A 20,594-nucleotide genomic window follows, 5' to 3' on the forward strand; every position below is an offset into this window, starting at 1 on the left:
TTCCTTCAAATCCCTGATATCAAATTATCCAAATCCGCCTTTATCATCCGCGCATCATACGGATGCTCAAACACAAGAATATCTCCGCGCGTATTTTGGGGAAGATTTTGCATTGCATCGTAGTTACGCGTTGTTAGCGTTCGCAATTTTGTCCCCATGTCGGTCCGGGAAGCCATTTCGATCGCATGCACCCTACCATTAACATCTACCGCCATAATGTCGGGGCGTCGCGCTGAAACGGCATTATCAGTAGCAAAATTGTAGGATCGATTCAGATAAATTTCCTTGAATTTCCCACTCATCGCAAGCTTGTTGGCAATCACCTCCGAGAACTGATCGTGTCCCGGTGTTCCGTCCTTCTGCCCCTTGCCGTATATCTTCGTTCCATTGACTTCCCGTTCTGGGCATTGCTGTAACCCGAATGGATCAACCCACTCGCTGGGTTCATGAACGTAGCCCTGAGTCCGGAATCCACCCGCAAGCCCGAGCGGATCAATGCTCAGATACTGGGCTGAGTCCGGGTCGTAATAGCGATGCAGGTTGTAGTGCAGGCCCAATTCTTCGTCAAACCATTGTCCCGGGAACCGCAACGTCGCATCGATGGGCACGACATCGCCATCATTAGCTGCGCCTCGTACCGGCAACACTTTCCCCCACAGTGTATGGGAGGCCTTGAAGATCCTCTTGCCACGTACGTCGAACACCGCCTTCGGCTGGCCAATCTGATCAGTCACGATAGGGTACAGACCATCATCAGTCTCCTGCGCCAGTGGCGAGAAGGTCCCTGGCTCGATATGCCACGTCACCACCTGACCGGTCGTACCATCCCGCTGCTCGACCCAGCGTTCGGCAAGCGTCGAGCCGTCCCACATGAACCTCACCGTCTCGCGGCCGCCGACTTGCTGCTTCTCAATCCGGCGATTGAAAGCGTCGTATCGATATGCCCAAACACCGCGCTCGGGCGTCACAACTCTTACGAGCCGATTCAGGCCATCCCACGTGTATCGCCACGTTTTCGGCCTGAACCCGGGCTGTTCAACCGTCTTCTCGATCGTACGGCCGCGTGCGTCGTACTGATAGCGGGCGTAGCCAATCCGTTCAGGCAGACCGCCGCGGCCATAGTGGTGGGCATCTACGGGCGCCTGCTGCCCGTGCGCCGCAATGTTCATCGCCGCGTCGTAGCGGAAGTGCTCGGTCGGCTGCAGCAGACTTTCTGCGGTGACGATCTGGCCACGTGCATCGCGCCGATACGTGAGCGTATCTATGTCGGCGTCGACTCGCTCCAGTTGTCCGGCTGCGTCGTAGTGATAGACCTGCCGCGTCAATTGCTCGAGCGCACGGGCCGGATCGGTTTGCAAGGCATCGAAAGCGGCGGCAGGCCCCGCAATCTGGCGGCGGATACGGCCGAGTGCATCGTACTGTTGCTGTGCGACAAAATCTCCCGCCTGCCGCCCGATCTCGCGCCCTAGGCCATCGCGCTGGATCGTCAGCCCTGCTACCTGCGTGAGCGCGCCCAGTGCATCATAGGCATAGGCCGTCTCCCGCCGTGGCGTCACCCGATGGCGCCGCTGCCCGTCAGCGTCATAGACGTGACGCAATAGTTCGCCATGCTGATCTTCTCCGATCAAGCGACCATTCCTGTCGTAAGCAAAGCGCGTGACATGCAAGTACTCGCCCTGGACCTCCGCCGATGCCAGTCGTCCGCTCGCATCGTAGCGGTAGACCAACTTCACGTCGCCGGCATCGATCTCGATGAGCCGGTCATACGCGTCATACGTATAGCGCCACCGACCACCGTCGGGCAGCGTCTTCGTCAGCAGACGACCGACGGCATCGCGCTCGTATTCGGTCGTGCGACCTCCCCAGTCGATCTCGGCCGCGAGACGCCCGGCCACGTCGTAGCGGTACGTGTAGGACTCGCCCAGCGCGTTGATGACCTTCGTCAGCCGGGTCGCATGGTCGTACTCGAAACGAGTTGCATGTCCAGCAGCATCGATCGAAGCCGTGACCAGATCGAACGGGCCATAGGTTCGCCGAGCTGTACGTCCGAGCGGATCGATCCACTCGACGGGCAGGCTCTCGCTGTTGTATCGCACCCTCGACACCGAGCCGTCTGGGCGCGTAACCATGCTTAACAGGCCGCGCGGATTTACCGGGCCGTCAGCATAGTCGAAGTGAGTCACGTGCCCGTCGGGCGACGTTTCCTCCAACACGCGTCCGAATATGTCGGCCTTGCGCCCGAAGTGTGCTCCACCTGGCAATACAATGTCAGTCAGCCGCAACCGATCATCGTAGTCCAAGCGCGTCTCGCGATCGCCCTGAACCACCCGCAGTAGTTCGCCTCGGGGGCCGTAGCGATAGGTCGTCTTGGTGCCGTCCGGCTCGGTGCGTGCGATCAACCGGTGTAGATGATCATATTCGAGCCGGAGCCGGCCCCCGTTCGGCAAGCGCACCCCGGTGAGGCGCTGCTCGTCGTCATAGTCAAAGCCAACCGTCCTCCCCGAGCTTTCCACGACCGAAGTCAGTTGACCGCGCTCGTCGTATCGATAGTCCGTCCGTCGCCCAAGCGGATCGATCCGAGCCATCAAACGACCAAGTTCCCATTCGGAGCAAGTGCAATGGCCGAGCGGATCGGTTTCGGCCGTTACGAGACCTTCGTCGTTATAGTCGTAGGTCCACTCTCCATCGACATCGATCACGCGCGTACGACCGGCTTCGTAGATGAACCGACCTGTGTGATAACCCTGCTGCGTGCCAGTCTCGACTACACGACCAGCGGTGTCGTACCGATATCGAACATCGGTCTGATCCGTATCCCGCCATTGGGTCATCCAGCCGTGTTCGGCGTACGCGTAATAGAACTGGCCAAACTGGAAGCTCGCCACGTGGGTAAGCATGCCGTTCTGGTAGCCGTAGTCCACAAGCGTTCTGGAACCACCGCTCGCATCATGGAGAACGATCCGTTGCAGCCGACGGTCGCGCCCGGGATAGGCGATCTCGAGCCGATAGCCATCGCTATGGGCGATGCCACTCAAACGGTCAGCAATATCGTAGGAAAGAACGATCTTGTTGCCGTCGAGGTCTTCAATCCGTTCAAGGCGGGACGAACGCCCCTCGGCGAGTGGAGCGAAAATACGCAGTTGCCGCGTATCGCGATCGAAAATGCGCGGTTCGAGCCGACTTCCGACCAGCCGATAACGCGGCTCGCGCAAGTTGATGCCGTTGAGCGCCATATCCGGCGCGTCGAAGCCGATCGCAAGGCCGGCGCCGTCGTGGAATCTCACGAAGCGGCCACCATCGAACGTCAATTGCTGCGACCAGTTGTCCGACCAGCGGTGACCGAGCAATCCATGATCATCCGATCGAGTCCGATAGCGTCGTTTGAACTCAAGTGGCAAGATTCCGGGAATGGCAAGATCCGTACGGATTTCCAGCATTTCTCCGGATACCGGATCGACCGGATCCTTGCACTTCGGTCGATTCTCGTCCTTGATACCCCTTTGTTCCGCAGATCGGGTAGGCTCAGGTCTGAATTTTTCGCGCAGCCCCTTGCCGGCAAACTTTCCCGCCCCACCGCCTACTAGCCCCCCGAGCAAACCCGCCAGAAATTCCTCAGTCGCAGACAGCTCCGGATTCTTCGGACCATAATTTCCGGTCGTCTTGTCGATCCAGATGCTGTTGCGCCCCGAATTGACTTTGCCGCTACAGTGAGTCTCGTGGCCGATCCGCACCAGCGGCAGGCCGTTGACGAACACGGTTTTGCTGCCGTCGACGAGTGCCTGCGGCACGCCGGAATGGTGATCGCATTTCACCAGGTCCGTGACGCGCGCCACTTTCTTACCTTCAAAGTACACGTTGCTCGAACCGGTGACGATCTCGCCACAGTTGGTGCCCATACTTTGGCTGGCCGACGCAAGCGCACCACCCAACGTCAGGCCGCCCGCCATGCACGCCCCGACGATGAGCGCCCCGGCGAGCCCGCCTGTTGCCACGGTCGCCGCCACTGCCACGCCAATCGCGACCCCGACGGCAATGCCGGCGAGAATCCCCATAAAACCTGACGAGTGTGCGATTCGATCGCCAACGCATGCAGGGTGTGGATCGCCTCGGCCGATGGTGAGGCCCAGTGCGTCGCCAACCTGCGTGAACTCCTTTGACAGCCATCCGGTCACGCCAACCTTGTCGAGCGCCCAAGCTCCACCGACTGCAATCGCCAGCGGGAGCATCACGGTACCCGCCGCAACCGCGCCCGCCCCCAGTGCCGCCCCGCCGGTCGCACCACCCGCCAGCGCTGTACCGGCCGCACCCAGCCCGGCGGCCGTCCCCTCGATGGCGGTCAGGCCCGCGTCGGCGCCAAGCATCCCATAATTGAGGTGCTCGTAAAACGGCTGCTCGGCCGCTTTCGCGGCTTCGCCGTCCTCCAGCTTGGCGATCTGATCGAGACGTTCCTGTGCGCTTCCGCTCGGCTCGTTGTAATTCGGCGTGTCCGACATTGCATCCTCAGACCGGATCGCGCAACTGAAGGCTCTGAATCACCGCCCGGATTTGTTCGCGCTGTGTGTCGCTGAGCGTACCGGGCGCAGTGAAGGTAAGCATCAGCACAACCTGCCCGTATTCCACCATCGTCAGCCGCTGGTGAATGCGTGCCTGGTTGTTCGCCCAGGTAAACTCATGCACGTGCGCAGCGCGTCCGGATACCGTGGCATCTTCATTTGCAACCTCGGCGTAATCTGGAACCTGCTTCGCCACCTTCCGGATTTCGCTCGTTACATATTCGGCGAACTTCATGCCCCACGGAAGTCGCTCGCGCGTGATCACGAAACTCACGCCCTCCGTGCCAGTCGCTGCCGACACAAATACGTTCATTGTTTTGTCCTGCCACTCCACGGGCAGCGCCAACGTGCCTTCCTGCATCTGGTACATGCTTTGTTATCCTTATCGGTGTTAGCCGTTCTTCGGATTGATGTCGGTTCGAGCAGCCTGGATATTGATGTTGCTGTCATCCAGGTGGATCACCGACTCGCCTTTATAGATATCAATAGAATCGGCAGTCATGTGGATCCGCGTGCCGCCATCGCCGCCGATCTTGATCCAGAGTTCTTTCGCTTCCAGTGTGTGCACGCCCTGCGGAGTCTGATGCAGCGTATTGCCCTGCACTACGACGTCCGACAGGTTGCCGACTGCGACAGCCGTCGTATGGTTGCCCTTGCCAACCTCGACGGTCCGGTCGCCTTTGAGAACTTGAGTCCACTGCGCGTCCTCGACAACGGTATGCATGTCTTTCTGCGCATGCATGTAGAGCATCTGCGCACCATTGACGTCGCTCATCAGCAACTCGTTCGACCCCGCACCCTTATGCGTCTGGCTCTTGATCCCCATCGTCTGGCCGGCCGCGCCGTGATACGGGTTGCCCTGCTCGCCGTTGAACACGCGGCCGACGATCACCGGGTTATCCGGATCGCCCTGATTGAACGCCACCAGCACTTCCTGCTTGATCCGCGGAATCGCGGCCGCGCCCCAGCCGTCGCCCGCCCACGGCTGCGACACGCGCACCCACATCGAATCGGAGCCGTCCTTCTTGCCGCGCCGGTCCCACGGGAAATGCACCTTCACCGCGCTGCCGTTCGTATAGATTTCCTCGCCCTTCGGCCCGACGACGATCGCCGAATGCGTGCCGTGAATCACCGGCTTCGGCGTCGCGCGCGGCGCACGGTACGGGATCTTCTTCGGCAGCAGCGAGAAGCTGTTGCGGTACGGTAGCTTCGCGCTGTGCTGCGTGTAGTCGTTCACGGCCTCGTGACGCACGTGCAGGATCACGTACTCCTGGTTGTTTTCGAGCACCGGGTGGTTCGCGACGGCGACGGTGCCCGCCGTGGTCATGCGCCACGCATAGCCGCTGCCCGTATAGCGATGCGCCTGCGCCTCCTCGGCCTCCATCGCGAAACGCGCGTAGCGGTTACCGTCGTCGCCGTGGTCGTACAGCGACTGGTGCTCGAACCGCTCGGTCGCGTCGAGCCGTGCGTGCTTGAGGTTCTGCGGGCCCGCCTCCACCAGCATCAGCGGCGACGACGGATTCTGGTGATTGAAGTCGCGGAACGTGATCTTGCCGACGCCGAAACGCCGGCCTTCGTGCAATTGATCGATGCCGCTGTCCTCGCTCGCCTCGGTCGCCGCGAACGGCACGGTGGCGAGCCCGTCGATCGGGCGGAACAGCAGGTTCGTGTCGCCGATCACGAGAAAATGCTTGTCCTTCTCGTAGCGGTGCGTCCACACGAGCCCCTCTTGCTCCATCAGCCGCGCGCAGAAGTTGTAGTAGCTCTCCTGGTACATCACGACGTATTCGAGCGGCTTCTGGCTCGTCCGGATGTCGAACACGAAATCGGAAAAACCGTGTTCCTGGAAGATTTCGGTGAGGATGTCCTGCGCGGTCTTGTTCTGGAAGATCCGGCAGTCGGTGGAACGCGTGAGGAACCAGAACCACGGCACGGCCGTCAGGTGGTATTGCGTGACGTTCCCGGGGTTGCCGGCGCGGTCGAACGACGCGACGTAGCCGTCGAAGTAGCGGTCGTTGTCGCCGGTGCCCGACGCCACGACGCGTTCGAGGGTCGACAGGCGCGCCTGCTGGTCGAAGCGGATCTTGACCTGCTGGCCGATCAGATCGTCCGGGCGCAGGTCGTGGCGATGCGACAGCAGGTCGAGGTGGATCTCCGGCAACCGGTTCACATGCTCGTCGATGACAGCCGCGCTGACGAGCAGCACATCCGGGCCGAGCGGCGTATCGAGCGTCACGTAGCGGTTGAGCTGGGTCAGGCGCGCGGGGTTGGCGGCGCCGTTGATCGCCTCGGCAATCGCGCCGGGCGTCTTCTCCATCAGCGAGAAGCCGGTCTGTGCGAGTTGCAGCGCGCGCTGGACGGTGTCGACGTGCCCGGCCAGCCCTGCGAGCGGCCCGAGACTGCCGGCCACACTCGACGCGACCGGGCCGGCGAGGCCCCCGAGCGCGCTCAACGAGCCGAGCGCACCACCGCCCAATCCATTGGGAATACCCCCGTTCGGAGCGAAACTCATTGTTGTTCCTTGCGTGTGATCTCAGGTTCCGTTAGCCGGCTCGCCGGCCCGAAGCCTCGATAATGTAGGGTAAAACCCGGCGGCTTGAAAGACGTCCGCAAACGTTTTCGTTCGGGCCCTGAAAATCGGGAAACTAGACCAGTGGCTGGGTGCCCGGACGCGGCGCCCCACGCCGAAGCACCGCACCGGTAGCGGCCGAAAACAGCACGACCTGCACGAAGCTCGTGACCGGCACGTAGGGCGCGAAAAACCGGTCCATCACGTGCGCGAATCCGCTCAGGCTGAACGCGGCGAAACGCTGCTCGTCCACGACCAGCCGCACCTCCAGCCCGTGCACGAACGCCGATGCCGGCTTGCCGGGCAGCCAGCCCCGCACGCGCACGGTCGACAACGACACGATCGCATCGAAGCGCCGGCCGGCGTCCATCGAGTTCTCCGCCCAGCGCGCGCAAAGCCGCCTGAGCTGGGTCAGGCCGCCCTTGTCCAGCCGGACCGCCTGCGGCACGAGAAGCGACAGCAGATCCCACAGCTCCCCATGGCGGAAAGCGGTCGGCCGGCTCGCGGTCGGCCGGTTCAGCAACATGACCGTTCCCGCCGGATCGCCCGCGGGCAACGCCAGTTCGCGCTCGCGCATCGCGGACAGATCGCCCTGCGTGCAGGACAGCCGGATCTCCAGCTTGCGATGGCCGGGGTCGGCAGGTCGCCCGTCCTGGTCAACGAGTTCCAGTTCGACACCGCGGAGCGATTCGGCAGCGTCGGCCGGGGACGGCGCCGGGCGCGCGTCCGTCTCCTTGGCGCGCGGATCGGCGGGTTCCTTCGGTGCCCGCCTTGCCTCGTCGTGCAACACCGTCCAGAACAACCCGGCACGCCTGTCCGTGCCATGGCTTAGCGACCGAAACGGCGCCAGCGTCGACGTTCCCGAGTCGCAAACATGACGCACGGCATCGATCGACCAGATAGCGGTGCGCGGCGCGCCCGCCTGCGCGAGCGCCCTCACCGCATAGTGCGCGCAACCCGCGCGCGTCTCGATCGGCTGGGCCTCGTCCTGAAACAGGTTGACGATCGGCGTACAAAACAACCGGACGTGGTCGGCCGTGGCGGCGGCCAGGCGCCGGGCGCGGTGCGAATCCGGATGCACGCCCGCGATCGCGAGGTGAAGCGCGACGCGACGGCTGCCGCCGGCGATTCGCTTGATCTTCCGCATGTCCACGTCGACAAAGTCGAAACGCTCCGGCATCGCGCAATACGCCATCAGCAAATGGAGCGGCCAAAGCGCCTCGTCCGGCCGCACGTCGAGCAGCGCATCGGCAGGATCGAAGCCGGCGGCCGTGAACGTTGCCTCCGGCAGACGCTTCCAGCGCGTCGAATCGCCTGCTTCGGCAAAGCTTCGGCCAGCAAGGAGCAACGCGGCGTCGGTGAGCGCCGCGACGATTTCGCGCGCGCCGGTGAAATGCACGCGCACGGTGTCCGGCACGATGGCGAAGGTGGCGTTCGGCGTGGTGAGCTCGAACGTGAAAGTCAGCAAGCCGGTAGCTTCCGCAGGCCACGCGACGTCGCGTGGCGCGATCGACGATGTCGTGTAACGCACCGACGACACCGTGAGCGGCACGACCGCGACGTCGTCCGCGACGCGGAATACTTCCTTGCCGATGGGCGCGATCAGCTTGTCGCCGCGCGACACGACGCGCGGCGCAGTCAGGTCGCTGCTGCGGTCGCCCAGAAATTGCGCAATCGCGCATGAAGGAAACGGGCGCAGGAAAACACCGTGCAGCGTGTCGAGAAAACCGTGCGTAAACGCCGGCACGTCATCTTCGATGCGCATGTCGTGGCTCGCCGCCATCAATGCGAACGACTGCAACAGGCGTTCGACGTGCGGATCGTCCGAATGCTCGCCGTTGATCGCCAGCCGGGCGGCAATTTTGGGGAAGCGCTGGGCAAACGTCTGCACTGAACGGCGCAGCAGCGTCAGTTCACGCTCGAAGTGCGGCAGCAGATCCTTGGGTTCGATGGCCATCCTCGTTCCGTCCGTCGCCGCATGTGCGTATGACGATGCGGCGTTCAAAAAGGCGGAACGATTTTATTGGGACCACCTATTGTTTCATTCGCGACGCATCGACCGGGCGTCATTTCTGCGATGACGAATACTGCCGATGCCGCGCCTGAATGCCGCGAACATCAAGGCTCGCCGCTTGCAAACGGCCGCTCGGGCACTTTCGCGTCAATGGTGGCGAACCGTTACAGCGGACGGCACGGCGTGCGTGTCGGCGCGTCTACACACACCACCCATGCGCGGCGTGCCACCTCACCGCGGCGAGACCACAATCGCCGCCCGCCGATTCTGCGCGCGCCCTGCGGGCGTCCTGTTATCGCCCACCGGATCGCGCTTCCCTTTGCCGGCAATCGCGATCTGCTTCGCGTCGAGCCCGACGTCGACCAGTTCGATCGCCACCGCCTCCGCCCGCCGCCTCGACAATTCGATGTCGTACTTCTCCGTGCCCTCGTTATCCGAATACCCATAAACCCGCACGCCGTTGATGCCCGCCGACCGCAACGTTCGCCCGATCCGTTCGACGATCCGTCTGACATCCGGCTTGAGGTTGTATCGATCGAAATCGAACAGAATCGGCCCGGTCGAACCGAACTCGAACCCCTGCCCGGTCTCCTGGAACCCGGCCGACTTCAGCGCCGTCACCTGCGTCTGCGTCAGCCCCCGATGAAGCGGCGGCGGCGTGTTGCAGCCCCCCAGCAGCATGCACAGCAGCAGCGCACTCCCGACGCACATCCGCCCCGTGCTCACAGGAAACGAGTGGTTCATTTCGCATCCCCTTCCATCGCGCCCGCTCTGCAAGCGCTTCTTTTAACCGCCGCCGCGGCCTCGCCCGCGGCGCGAGTCGATCGACATCACACCGGCCCTGCCACGCTCTCCGCCAGTTGCCACGATCCCGGCCGCGCGCGCTTGGCGCGGTACATCGCGATATCCGCCGCGCGCAGCAGGCCGCTCGCGTCGGATGCGTGATCGGGAAACAGCGCAACGCCGGCACTCATCATGGTGGCCACCACGCGGCCGTCGGACAGCTCGATCGACGGCGCCATGCCGGACAGAATCTCGTCGGCGATCCGGCACACGCTGCCCGCTTCAGGCACCGCCGCCAGCATCACCGCAAATTCGTCGCCGCCCAGGCGCGCGACGAGATCGGCCTCGCGCACCCGCGTGCGCAGCCGCGACGCGATGCCGATCAGCACCGCGTCGCCCGCATCGTGACCGAGACCATCGTTGATCTCCTTGAAGCGGTCGCAGTCGAGATAGAGAACCGCGACCCGCTGCCCCGTCAACGTGGCGTCGCACAGCGCCAGCGCGAGACGCGATTCGAACTGCACGCGGTTGGGCAACCCGGTGAGCGCATCGTGCGTCGCCTTGTGTTCGAGCGACGCGTTCTCGTCGCGCAGCGTGTTCTGCCAGTCTTCGAATTCGTCGAGCAATGCGTTGAAGTCGTCGCCGAGCTGGTTCAGTTCGGCGATCGCCGCCGGCTCGACGCGCCGCGCGAACGCACGCTCGCGCCGCACCGCGTGCGCGACGCCCGCCAGCGCGCGCAGCGGCGAAACGATGTTGCGCAGCAGGCGCTTCGAACTGACGTACGCACCGAACACGCTGACGGCCAGGCAGCCGAGAATGCCGCCGACGCCGCCGAGCAGGAAGCCGAAGAACTGGTGCCCGCGGCCGCGCACGACGACGTGGCCGACGATGATGCCGTCGTGCATCACCGGGACGGTCACCGGCCCGGGCAGCGCCACGTCGGCGACCGCGCGCTCGAGCCGCGCGATCCCGCTTCCGGCCGGCAGCTGCCACGTGGCGAACAGTTGCCCGTTGCTGTCGGTGACGACCACCTGCGCGACGTCCTCGTCGCCGGCGATCATGCCGATCGCCTCGTTCGCCGCGACGCGATCGCCGAACACGAGCGCCGCCTCGACCGTGTAACCGAGCGAGCGCGCGAGCAGGTTCAGGTTGTTGCCGGCATACGCGCGCAACGCGATCACGGCGACGACGATCAACGACACGGCGGCCATCGTCACGGCGACGAACGCGAGCCGCAAGTGTGCGCGACGCAGCACGCTTTGCAACGTCGGACGCGGCACGGGCGAAGCGGGAACGGGAAGCGAGGGCCGTGTCATGGCGTCACCGGCCGTCGTGCGAGATTGAGGACGTTCGGATGCACGCGCACGCCGCTGCGCGCGACGGCATCGAGGTTGATGTCGAACGACACGCGATCGCCGTCGACGTCGAGGCAGAACATGCCGCCCGCGGTGCAGGACGGATCGCGTTCCGCGATCGTCAGCACCGGATGGCCGGCCAATGCGGCTCTCACCCGCGCGCGCTCGTCGTTGTTCAAGGCGCCGAGATAGACGACGTCGCATGCGATGCCGAGCGACGGATCGTCGAAGCGGACGCGTTGCACGTCGAGCAGCGTCGAGCCGGCCTGCAGCGTGTCGGTCAGGCCGCGCGCGTAGTCGGGGCGCCCGGTGATGCACAGATGCAGGCGCACGGGCGTCGTCGGCCAGCGCGTGAAGCTGATGATGCCGAGTACGACGTGGCGCACGGCCGCGTCATGTGACGAAATGGCGGGATCGGCCGGGCTCGCGGCGGCGGCGGCGATGAGCCCATTGTCGGCCGGGCCGTCCGTATCGGCGAACGCTCCGGCGAGCACGGCAGGCGCGGCGCCCAACACGCAAACGATTGCGAACAACGCGTGGCGCAGCGAAGTGATCCGGCCGGGCCGGCGCGTCGTCCGTGCGGCGCCCTGCGCCGCGCCCGTCGGCGTCGCTGCCGTCGCAAGACAGGCAGCAGCCGCACACACTTTCGCTTCCATGATCGCAACATCCGCCGGCATCGCTCTGGCGCTGCCTCCTGCCTCCCTCCATGCGCGCAAGCACCGAACGACGCGCACGATTTCTTCATCTTAGGTAAAAATTCGGACCACCAAGCAGTGGGAAACACCCGCGAAAAACACCCTGAATGGTATGGATCCGGTGCCGCGGCACGACGAGGCTGGCAATCGCGTCGACCGAAGCCGATCGGGTGTCGACGCGTGCAGATTGATCAGTGGATTGGACGCCCGTGCGCGGAAAACCTCATACGTTCCCACGCGTCAGGTGAGCGCCGGCAAATCGAATGACATCTCGCAACGGCTTTCGGGTCGGCCGGAACACTGCATTCGCAACCGGAGAAGTCGCGCGTGCGGCACGCGGCATGGACCTACGGTTGTATGCGCACCGGCCCGAAACGACGCACCAGGTCGTCATCGCTTGTCGGCTTCCTCGACGAAAATCTCGAACCACGCGTTCATCACGGCCCAGAAATCCACCGGTTCGAGTTCGGTCGGGTTCTCGTGCCACCAGATCCGCCCTGCGTCGCTCCCGTTGCCGGCGCTGTTGCGCAGGTCGAGGCACAGATAGTCGCCGCCGCCATTCTGGAACACCGTCCACACGAGATCGGGATTCACGCCGAGCTGGCGCGTCTCGTCGGGCGTCAGGTCGAGCTTGTCGGTCAACGCGGTCTGGTCGCCAATCGGCAACGGGCCCATCGAGTTGGCCGGGAAGAACGTCCAGCCGTTGTGCGTGAACTGGTAGAAGCTGCGCAGATCGTCGGGTAACGCGCGCCACAGCGGCATGTCGTCCGATACGAGCTCGCCGAGCGGCGGATGGCCGATGAAGAAGTTCAGGTCGTCCTGTTCGACCGTGTACGGATACAGCAGGCACAGATCGCCGCTCTCCTTCTGGAACACGGCGGGGCGCCGCAGCTTCTCCGCGAAGAACTGCTCGACCGCCGGCAGGCGGCCGGCGACGCCCGCCCACATCTTCGCGAGCCAGTTGCCGAGCGCGGCGTCGGGCGTATCCAGCAGCACGCGCCACGCGGTCGGCACCTGCACGTCGGCGGGAATCTCGTTCGCTGCAAGCCAGACCTGGCCGCGCAGCTTGAAGCGCTTCAGTTCGGTCGTGTAAGTCGTTGCGGAAAGCTCGATCATTGCCACTCACACCGCCGTCTTCGCCGTGTGCTGGATGTGTTCGTCCTGCGACTGCACCGAAATCGCCTTGCGCACGATGCTCGCGTGCTGGCCCTGCGTGACGATGTTCGTCTGGTTCGGGCCGTTCACGACCGTCACATGATTGTTCTGGACCGTCGGTGCGATCTTGCCGACGGCGGGATTCGCCGCCGCGGCCAATTGCATCGCGCCCGACTGCAGCGCGCCGGCAAGCGGGGACGATCCCGCGGACTCGGCCAATCCGGCGATTCCTGGCAACTCTTTCATGGGCCCTCTCGCTTTCTTTTTCGATTGCCGCGGCGCATGCGACGCGGCATTACTACATGTCGGTGTCCGAAATATTAATTTCGGAATGCGTCTCCGACGAAACGCGATTCGCGGCTTTCAGGCCATCAACGCAATCGCATTCGCCAGCAGACGGACATTCGAGAAAATCGCCATCTTCTCCCACGTTTATGTCTTTTTCTTGGCGCGGTCGGCTGTCTCTCAGGGCAAGCGGCGCCATCATAACGGCCCGCCTCGGGCGAGTCCATACCTTTCAATTAAGCAGTCCCGCGAATTACGCCGGTAAGCCGGCGGTGCAGCGGGACCTGGATCTTCCGGAATGACGCAACGGGTAAATTTGGCAATTCCGCGATGCAGCATCGTACGATTTACCGATGCCCCGGATCAAATGATCAACACGATCGGCGGCTTATGACAGGGTGTCGACACGTGGTGTGCAACGCATCGAGAATCGCGGGCGCCGGCGCGCGCATGCCGTCGCCATCGACGAACGTCAGTCCCGCCCGCGCCTGGCGCCCGGTTAGAATCCGGAACATCGCGAATCGTAAGTACGCATCCGGCAAGCCGAATCGGTTTTTGCGAATCGCATGACATCGCGGGTATCCTGACGGCAAGCTGTCCGTCGGCAGCCCTCCTCCGGAATTCGCCCCGACTGCAACGTCGGTTTCCAACCTGTCTCGACCGTTGTTCATTCATACCGATGGATTTCGACGTCATCGTTCTCGGCGCCGGCATCGTCGGCGTCTGCGCCGCGCTGCACCTGCAGGATCGCGGCCGCAAGGTCGCCCTCGTCGATCGCGGCGCGCCCGGCGAAGGCACGAGCTTCGGCAATGCCGGGCTGATCGAGCGCTCGTCGGTCGAACCGTACCCGTTCCCGCGCAGCCCGTTCACGCTGATGCGCTATGCGCTGAACCGCTCGACCGACCTCTACTGGCACAGCGCGTCGCTGCCCGCGTTCGCACCGTGGCTCGCGCGGTTCTGGTGGGAATCGGCGCCGCTGCGTCACGCGGCGGCCTCGCGCGACATGCTGCCGCTGATCGAGCGCTGCATCGTCGAACACGACGCGCTGATCGCGCGGGCCGGCGCCGGTGAACTGGTCCGCGCCAGCGGCTGGCTGGAAGCGTTCCGCACGCCGGCCGCATTCGAGCGCGGCGTGGCCGACGCCGGCCTCACCGCGCGCCGCCACGGGCTCGGCATCACGCCGCTCGACGCGGCCGCGCTGCGCGCGCACGAACCGAGCCTCGCACCGGGCTTCTGCGGCGCGCTGCACTGGCTCGACCCGAAAAGCGTCGTCGATCCGGCCGCGCTCGTCAAAGCGTATGCGCAACTGTTCGTGCAGGGCGGCGGCACGCTGCTGACCGGCGACGCCGCGAGCCTCGACGCGCTGTCGCCCGGCTGGCAGGTCCGGACCGACGACGGCCCCGCGGCCGCGCCGGCCGTCGTCGTCGCGCTCGGCCCGTGGTCCGACACGGTGTTCGGCAAGTTCGGCTACAAGATCCCGCTGCGCGAGAAGCGCGGCTATCACATGCACTATGCGCCGTCCGCGCGCGGCGTGCCGTCGGCGCCGATCGTCGATCGCGAATACGGCTACGTGATCGCGCCGATGCGGCGCGGGCTGCGGCTGACGACCGGCGTCGAGATCGCGCGGCGCCGCGTGCCGCCCACCGGCGTGCAGCTCGAACGCGCGGAACGCGTCGCGCGGCCGGTGTTCGGTTTCGGCGAGCGGCTCGACCCGCATCCGTGGCTCGGCTTCCGGCCGTGCACGCCCGACATGCGCCCGGTGATCGGCCCCGCGCCCGCGCATCGCGGGCTCTGGTTCGCGTTCGGGCACAACCATCACGGGCTGACGCTCGGCCCCGTCACCGGCCGCCTGCTCGCCGAGATGATGACCGGGGAAGCGCCGTTCACCGATCCGGCGCCGTATCGCGCGGATCGCTTCTGAGCGGGCGATGCCGGCCGGCACGCAGGCCTGACGGCGTCGTGCCCGCCGCCGTCAGCGAAAACGAAGCTGGCCCCGCCCGAGCTGAGAAACGGACGCGCAGCCCATCAGCCGCATGTCCCGCTCGATCTCCGTGCGCATCAGTTGCAACGCGCGCTCGACGCCGGGCTGCCCGGCGGCGGCGAGCGGGAACAGGTAATAGCGCCCCAGCCCGACGGCCTTCGCACCCAGCGCCAGCGCCTTGAGCACGTGCGAACCCCGTTGCACGCCGCCGTCCATCATCACGTCGATCCGGTCGCCCACCGCGTCCACCACCTCGGCAAGCTGGTCGAACGCGGCGCGCGAGCCGTCCAGTTGCCGTCCGCCGTGGTTCGACAACACGATGCCGGTACAGCCGATGTCCGCCGCCCTGCGCGCGTCGTCGACCGACATCACGCCTTTCAGGCAAAACTGCCCGTTCCACTCCCGCACCATCGCGGCGACGTCGTCCCACGACATCGACGGATCGAGCATGTCCGTGAAGTAGCGGCTGATCGACATCGCGCCGCCGCCCATGTCGACATGCTGGTCGAGTTGCGGCAAACGGAACCGCTCGTGGGTCAGGTAGTTGATCGCCCAGGCCGGCTTCAACGCGAATTCGGTGAGCCCCGCGAGCGTCAGCCGGAACGGAATCGAGAAGCCGGTGCGCTTGTCGCGCTCGCGATTGCCGCCGGTGATGCTGTCCACCGTCAGCATCATCACGTTCACGCCGGCCTCCCTCGAGCGGTTCATCATCTCGCGGTTGAGGCCGCGGTCCTTGTGAAAATAGAACTGGTAGACCTGCGGGCCCGGGCTGATCGCACGGGCTTCTTCCAGGCTCACGGTGCCGAGCGACGACACGCCGAACATCGTGTCGAATTTCGCGGCGGCGGCGGCGACCGCGCGCTCGCCGTCATGGTGAAACAGGCGTTGCAGCGCGGTCGGCGAACAGTACACCGGCATGCCGAGCTTTTGCCCCATGACCGTCACCGACAGATCGACGTCGCCCACGCCGCGCAACACGTTCGGCACGAGATCGCAGCTTTCGAACGCGCTCGTGTTGCGTCGATACGTGGTTTCATCGTCGGCCGCGCCGTCGATGTAATTGAAGATCGGCCCCGGCAACCGTCGTCTGGCCAGCTCGCGGAAGTCGTGGAAATTGTGGCAATCGTTCACGCGCATTCGTCACACTCCATTCGGCGCGCGAGCGGCATGCCGATCGACCGGCGCGCATCGCTCGCATCGCAGCGTTCGTTCTGTCCCGGCGGCCGATACCCTCGTGCGATGCGCACGCCGCATCGGCACGCGAAAATCCGCATCGCGTCGGCCGCGGCCGACCATGCGGCGAATCGGCTCGCGCTCAGTCGAGCGCACGGCCAAAGATGCGGATCACTTCATCGAGATGCTCGGCCATCGCGCGACGCGCGCCGTCGGGGTCGCGCGCGCGGATCGCGTCGAGGATCGCGCGGTGTTCCAGCTCCGAGCGGTGCGGCATGTCGTTCGGCATGTACAGCGACTGCAGCCGCTGGAACATCGGGTCGTACTTGTGCGCCAGCAGTTGCTTGATCATCAGCGCATACGCGGCGTTGTCGCTCGCTTCCGCGATGCGGATATGGAACAGCCGGTCGCCCGGGTGCGTGAGCGAGCCGCTGCGGTTGTCGTCCTGGTTGCGCAGGAACGCTTCGTGGATACCTTCGATCTGCGCGTCCGAGCCGTGCCGCGCGGCCAGCGAAGCGGCTTCCGGCTCGATCAGCCGGCGCGCCTGCAGCAGCGCGAACGGCGGGATTTCGGTATCGAGATCGAGTGCGATGCCGAGCTCCGGATCGATCTCGACGATCGAGAACGGCGCGACCGTCCCGACCGGTGCCGGCGCGGGTTCGGGCGCGGCCGCCGTTTCAGGAAGGCGCACCTTCACGCCGTCGCCGACGCGCACGCTGACGAGCCCGCTCACCTCGAGCGCGATCAGCGCCTCGCGCACCGACGTGCGCGACACGCCGAACTGTTCGGCGAGCTCGCGCTCGGGCGGCAGATAGCTGCCCGGCGGGAAATCGCCCGACTCGATCATCGCGCTGAGCTTGTCGGCGATCTGCTGGTAGAGGCGGCGGTTCTGAATCGGCTGGATGGACATACGTTGACGCTGGTAATCGGTTTCGTTGCGGACGGCCCGACGCATCGCACAGACCGCTCGCGCCTATTCTATATGCCGCGCTTCACATCGCCCGGCACCGCGTAGCAACGCGCGGCCGTGCCGCCCCACAACGCGCCGCGCTCGGCCGCCGACAGCCGCGATTCGGCCCAGCGCTCGACCAGCGACGCGACCTCGTCATACGACGCCGCGAGCAGGCACACGGGCCAGTCCGATCCGAACATCAGCCGCTGCGGGCCGAACGCGTCGAGCGCCGCGTCAAGGCACTGCTCGATATGCCGGATGTCCTGCGCGCGCAGGCCGCGCCGCCAGTCGGCCTCGGTCACGAGCCCCGACAGCTTGCATGCGACGTGCGGCAGCGCGCCGAGCTCGCGCAGCGACGCGCGCCAGCGTGCGAACGCCGTGTCGTCGCGCCCGAACTCGGCGAGCGCCGGCTTGCCGCAATGATCGAGCACGAGCCAGTGCGCATCGTGCCGCGCGCAGAACGCACGGACCTCCGGCAACTGGCGTTCGAACACGAGCACGTCGTACACGTAGCCGTTCGCCTGCAGCCACGCCACACCGCGGTTGAAGCCGGGATCGGCGACGAACGCGCCGACGTCGGCTTCGTCCTGCACTTGATGACGAAAGCCGCGCAGCTTCGGGCTGCGCCACTCGGCGACGCGGTCGGCCAGCGCCGGCGCACCGAGATCCTCCCAGCCGACCACCGCCGCGATGCGCGCGTCGTCGCGCGCGAGGTCGAGCAGGAACGCCGTCTCGTCGCGCCCGGCGCGCGCCTGCACCGCGATCGACGCGCCAAGCGCCTGCGCATGCAGTTGCGGCCAGAGCATATCGGGCAGGTAGTCGCGCGCGAGCACGCCCATGCCCGGGCCGATCCACGGATAGTCGGCCGCGCGATAACGCCAGAAGTGCTGATGCGAATCGATACGCACTGCGCCCATGATCCCCTCGTGTTCAATCGCCCCGGCAGCGGCGGCGCGCATCGTCGCGATCGCCGCCGGCACGCCACGATCAGTCGTACAACACCGCCGCGATCTTCGGATCGTCGATATTGGTCTTGTCGTACCAGTAGAAGCCGGTATCGATGACCTTCGGCAGCTTCTCGCCCTTGATCGCCTTCACGGCCGCCTCGACCGTCTTGTAGCCGATCCCGATCGGGTTCTGCGTGATCGCGCCGGCCATCAGCCCGCTGCGGATCGCATCCTTCTGCTGCTTGCCGGAGTCGTAGCCGACGATCACGACCTTGCGCTTCATCTCGCGTACGCCGTTGACCACGCCGATCGCCGAGCCCTCGTTGGTGCCGAACAGCCCCTTGAGCTTCGGATACGCCTGCAGGATCGACTTCGTCACCTCGGTCGATTTCAGCTGGTCGCCTTCGCCATACTGCACGGTCACGACCTGCACCTTCGGGTGCGCGGATTTCATCCGTTCGAGGAAGCCGTCGCGGCGGTCGATGCCGGTGCGGCTCGTCTGGTCGTGCGCGACCACGGCCACCTGCCCTTCGTCGCCGATCAGCGCGGCGAGCTTGTCGGCGGCGAGCGCGGCGGCCGCCTTGTTGTTGGTCGCGGCCGTCGTCACCGGAATGTCGCTGTCCACGCCCGAATCGAACGCGATCACCGGGATCTTCTCGGCCTGCGCCTTCTTCAGCAACGGCAGCGCGGCTTTGCTGTCGAGCGCCGCGAAGCCGAGCGCGGCCGGCTTCTTCGCGATCGCGGCCGACAGCATGTCGATCTGCTTGTCGACCATCGCCTCGGTTTCCGGCCCTTCGAACGTCACCTTCACCTTGTAGTCCTTCGCGGCCTGCGTCGCGCCCGATTTCACGGCCTGCCAGAACTGATGCTGGAAGCCTTTCGAGATCAGCGGGATGTACGTCTCCTGCGCCTGCGCGCCGGCCGTGACGCCGACGGCGAACGTCAGCCCGACGATCGCGTTCAACACCTTGCTCCTGATCACTTCGCGTCTCCTTGGTTGGTATCGACTGAAATGCCGGCCCGGCCGGCGGTGCAGCGCCTGGGTGCCCGTGTTCGTTTCTTCCTGCGCGCGTGCATCAGCGGCGGCGCCGGCGCAGGATGTCCACATAGACGGCGAGGATGATGATCACGCCCGTCACGACCGTCTGCCATTCCTGCGCGACCGACATGATGCGCAACCCGTTGGTCAGCACGCTCATGATGAACGCGCCGATGATGGTGCCGACGATGCTGCCCGCGCCGCCCGACAGCGACGTGCCGCCGATCACGACGGCCGCGATCGCATCGAGCTCGTAGCCCTGCCCGAGCGCCGGCTGCGCGGAATTGAGCCGCGACGCGATCAGCAGGCCGGCGATCCCGCACACCGCGCCGCTGAACGTGTACACGGCGATCTTCCACGCGTCGACGTTCACGCCGGACAACCGCAGCGCTTCCTCGTTGCTGCCGAGCGCGAACGTGTAGCGGCCGAAGATCGTGCGATTCAGCACGATCGATGCGCCGATCGCGACGAGGAACAGGATCAGCACCGCGTTCGGGATCGGCAGCGCGGGGATCAGGTTGCCGATCAGCGAATCCTGCGCGATCGACGTGAAGCCCGGCGTATCGTTGAAGTAGATCGGCCGCGTGCCCGAGATCACGAGCGACAGCCCCTTGAGCAGCATCATCATGCCGAGCGTCGCGATGAACGGCGGCACCTTCATCTTCGCGATCACGAAGCCCGACACGCAGCCCGACAGCGCGCCGAAGCACAGCGCGGCCAGGATCCCGAGCGGCAGCGGCATCCCCCACTTCGTCAACACGACGCCGGCCATCACCGCGCAGAACGTCATCAGCGTGCCGACCGACAGGTCGATGCCGGACGTGATGATCACGTACGTACAGGCGACGGCCAGCACGCCGTTCACGGCGGTGGCCTGCAGGATCGACACGAGGTTGTCGACTTCGAGGAAGTTCGACGACGCGAAGCTGAAGAACGCGATCAGCAGCACGAGGCTCGCGAACGCGAGCAGCTTCTGCCGCGCGGCCGGGTTGAAGAAGCGCGACTTCAGGCTCGATGCGGCGGCCGGCGTGTCGCCGGTGGCCAGGGGCGGAACGGGATGCGTATCGTTGGACATGATCGTTGGGCGTCTGAG

Annotated in this window: 15 protein-coding genes; 1 reads left to right on the top strand and 14 read right to left on the bottom strand. The window is 65.2% G+C overall.

The window, feature by feature from the left end:
- Positions 1-5 precede the first annotated feature (5 nt).
- From KPB06_RS31525 to KPB06_RS31565, 9 genes are all read right to left on the bottom strand, one after another.
- Positions 6-4,493: a DUF6531 domain-containing protein gene (locus tag KPB06_RS31525; protein WP_060011909.1), complete on the bottom strand. Its 4,488-nt coding sequence runs from the start codon at positions 4,491-4,493 to the stop codon at positions 6-8.
- A gap of 7 nt (positions 4,494-4,500) precedes the next feature.
- Positions 4,501-4,923 carry a DcrB-related protein gene (locus KPB06_RS31530; protein ID WP_060011910.1) on the bottom strand — a complete coding sequence of 141 codons (423 nt, stop codon included), beginning with the start codon at positions 4,921-4,923 and terminating at the stop codon, positions 4,501-4,503.
- A gap of 21 nt (positions 4,924-4,944) precedes the next feature.
- Positions 4,945-7,065: a type VI secretion system Vgr family protein gene (locus KPB06_RS31535; protein ID WP_104012565.1), complete on the bottom strand. Its 2,121-nt coding sequence runs from the start codon at positions 7,063-7,065 to the stop codon at positions 4,945-4,947.
- A 133-nt stretch (positions 7,066-7,198) separates the two neighbouring features.
- Positions 7,199-9,127: a type VI secretion system baseplate subunit TssF gene (gene tssF / locus KPB06_RS31540; RefSeq protein ID WP_275905728.1), complete on the bottom strand. Its 1,929-nt coding sequence runs from the start codon at positions 9,125-9,127 to the stop codon at positions 7,199-7,201.
- A gap of 240 nt (positions 9,128-9,367) precedes the next feature.
- On the bottom strand, positions 9,368-9,880 hold the full coding sequence (gene yfiB / locus KPB06_RS31545) for an outer membrane lipoprotein YfiB (protein WP_059584428.1): 513 nt from the start codon (positions 9,878-9,880) through the stop codon (positions 9,368-9,370).
- Positions 9,881-9,966: 86 nt separating this feature from the next.
- The gene (gene dgcN, locus KPB06_RS31550; protein ID WP_059584426.1) at positions 9,967-11,235 is read right to left on the bottom strand and encodes a diguanylate cyclase DgcN/YfiN; all 1,269 of its coding nucleotides are present in this window, start codon (positions 11,233-11,235) and stop codon (positions 9,967-9,969) included.
- Positions 11,232-11,930: a regulatory sequestration protein YfiR gene (gene yfiR, locus KPB06_RS31555; protein WP_104012568.1), complete on the bottom strand. Its 699-nt coding sequence runs from the start codon at positions 11,928-11,930 to the stop codon at positions 11,232-11,234. The genes dgcN and yfiR overlap by 4 nt, the downstream gene beginning before the upstream one ends.
- Before the next feature lie 429 nt (positions 11,931-12,359).
- Positions 12,360-13,085, bottom strand: a complete 726-nt coding sequence (locus KPB06_RS31560) for an SMI1/KNR4 family protein (RefSeq protein WP_275905727.1) — start codon at positions 13,083-13,085, stop codon at positions 12,360-12,362.
- A gap of 6 nt (positions 13,086-13,091) precedes the next feature.
- Positions 13,092-13,370: a hypothetical protein gene (locus tag KPB06_RS31565; protein ID WP_124862821.1), complete on the bottom strand. Its 279-nt coding sequence runs from the start codon at positions 13,368-13,370 to the stop codon at positions 13,092-13,094.
- A 718-nt stretch (positions 13,371-14,088) separates the two neighbouring features.
- Here KPB06_RS31565 and KPB06_RS31570 point away from each other — a divergent pair.
- Positions 14,089-15,330 carry an NAD(P)/FAD-dependent oxidoreductase gene (locus tag KPB06_RS31570; RefSeq protein WP_059584421.1) on the top strand — a complete coding sequence of 414 codons (1,242 nt, stop codon included), beginning with the start codon at positions 14,089-14,091 and terminating at the stop codon, positions 15,328-15,330.
- Between the two features lie 51 nt (positions 15,331-15,381).
- On the opposite strand, the gene KPB06_RS31575 is transcribed toward KPB06_RS31570, so the two are convergent.
- The 5 genes from KPB06_RS31575 to KPB06_RS31595 all read right to left on the bottom strand — a co-directional run bounded on the left by KPB06_RS31575 (position 15,382) and on the right by KPB06_RS31595 (position 20,576).
- Entirely contained in the window at positions 15,382-16,527 is a 1,146-nt protein-coding gene (locus KPB06_RS31575) for an alpha-hydroxy acid oxidase (RefSeq protein WP_275905726.1), read from the bottom strand.
- 178 nt (positions 16,528-16,705) lie between these two features.
- Positions 16,706-17,473, bottom strand: a complete 768-nt coding sequence (locus KPB06_RS31580; protein WP_059584418.1) for a FadR/GntR family transcriptional regulator — start codon at positions 17,471-17,473, stop codon at positions 16,706-16,708.
- A gap of 68 nt (positions 17,474-17,541) precedes the next feature.
- Entirely contained in the window at positions 17,542-18,432 is an 891-nt protein-coding gene (locus tag KPB06_RS31585; protein WP_124657673.1) for an L-fucono-1,5-lactonase, read from the bottom strand.
- A 70-nt stretch (positions 18,433-18,502) separates the two neighbouring features.
- Entirely contained in the window at positions 18,503-19,444 is a 942-nt protein-coding gene (locus KPB06_RS31590) for an ABC transporter substrate-binding protein (protein WP_059502372.1), read from the bottom strand.
- A gap of 94 nt (positions 19,445-19,538) precedes the next feature.
- A complete protein-coding gene (locus KPB06_RS31595) occupies positions 19,539-20,576 on the bottom strand; it encodes an ABC transporter permease (RefSeq protein WP_059584416.1) in 1,038 nt (345 codons plus the stop codon).
- Positions 20,577-20,594: the final 18 nt, after the last annotated feature.

The sequence above is a fragment of the Burkholderia semiarida genome, assembly GCF_029268935.1.
Taxonomy (GTDB): domain Bacteria; phylum Pseudomonadota; class Gammaproteobacteria; order Burkholderiales; family Burkholderiaceae; genus Burkholderia; species Burkholderia semiarida.

Bases quoted from the DNA above. Each gene is read 5' to 3' on its own strand.
- KPB06_RS31525 (WP_060011909.1), bottom strand. From the start codon at position 4,493: ATGTCGGACACGCCGAATTACAACGAGCCGAGCGGAAGCGCACAGGAA.
- KPB06_RS31530 (WP_060011910.1), bottom strand. From the start codon at position 4,923: ATGTACCAGATGCAGGAAGGCACGTTGGCGCTGCCCGTGGAGTGGCAG.
- KPB06_RS31535 (WP_104012565.1), bottom strand. From the start codon at position 7,065: ATGAGTTTCGCTCCGAACGGGGGTATTCCCAATGGATTGGGCGGTGGT.
- yfiB (WP_059584428.1), bottom strand. From the start codon at position 9,880: ATGAACCACTCGTTTCCTGTGAGCACGGGGCGGATGTGCGTCGGGAGT.
- dgcN (WP_059584426.1), bottom strand. From the start codon at position 11,235: ATGACACGGCCCTCGCTTCCCGTTCCCGCTTCGCCCGTGCCGCGTCCG.
- yfiR (WP_104012568.1), bottom strand. From the start codon at position 11,930: ATGGAAGCGAAAGTGTGTGCGGCTGCTGCCTGTCTTGCGACGGCAGCG.
- KPB06_RS31560 (WP_275905727.1), bottom strand. From the start codon at position 13,085: ATGATCGAGCTTTCCGCAACGACTTACACGACCGAACTGAAGCGCTTC.
- KPB06_RS31565 (WP_124862821.1), bottom strand. From the start codon at position 13,370: ATGAAAGAGTTGCCAGGAATCGCCGGATTGGCCGAGTCCGCGGGATCG.
- KPB06_RS31570 (WP_059584421.1), top strand. From the start codon at position 14,089: ATGGATTTCGACGTCATCGTTCTCGGCGCCGGCATCGTCGGCGTCTGC.
- KPB06_RS31575 (WP_275905726.1), bottom strand. From the start codon at position 16,527: ATGCGCGTGAACGATTGCCACAATTTCCACGACTTCCGCGAGCTGGCC.
- KPB06_RS31580 (WP_059584418.1), bottom strand. From the start codon at position 17,473: ATGTCCATCCAGCCGATTCAGAACCGCCGCCTCTACCAGCAGATCGCC.
- KPB06_RS31585 (WP_124657673.1), bottom strand. From the start codon at position 18,432: ATGGGCGCAGTGCGTATCGATTCGCATCAGCACTTCTGGCGTTATCGC.
- KPB06_RS31595 (WP_059584416.1), bottom strand. From the start codon at position 20,576: ATGTCCAACGATACGCATCCCGTTCCGCCCCTGGCCACCGGCGACACG.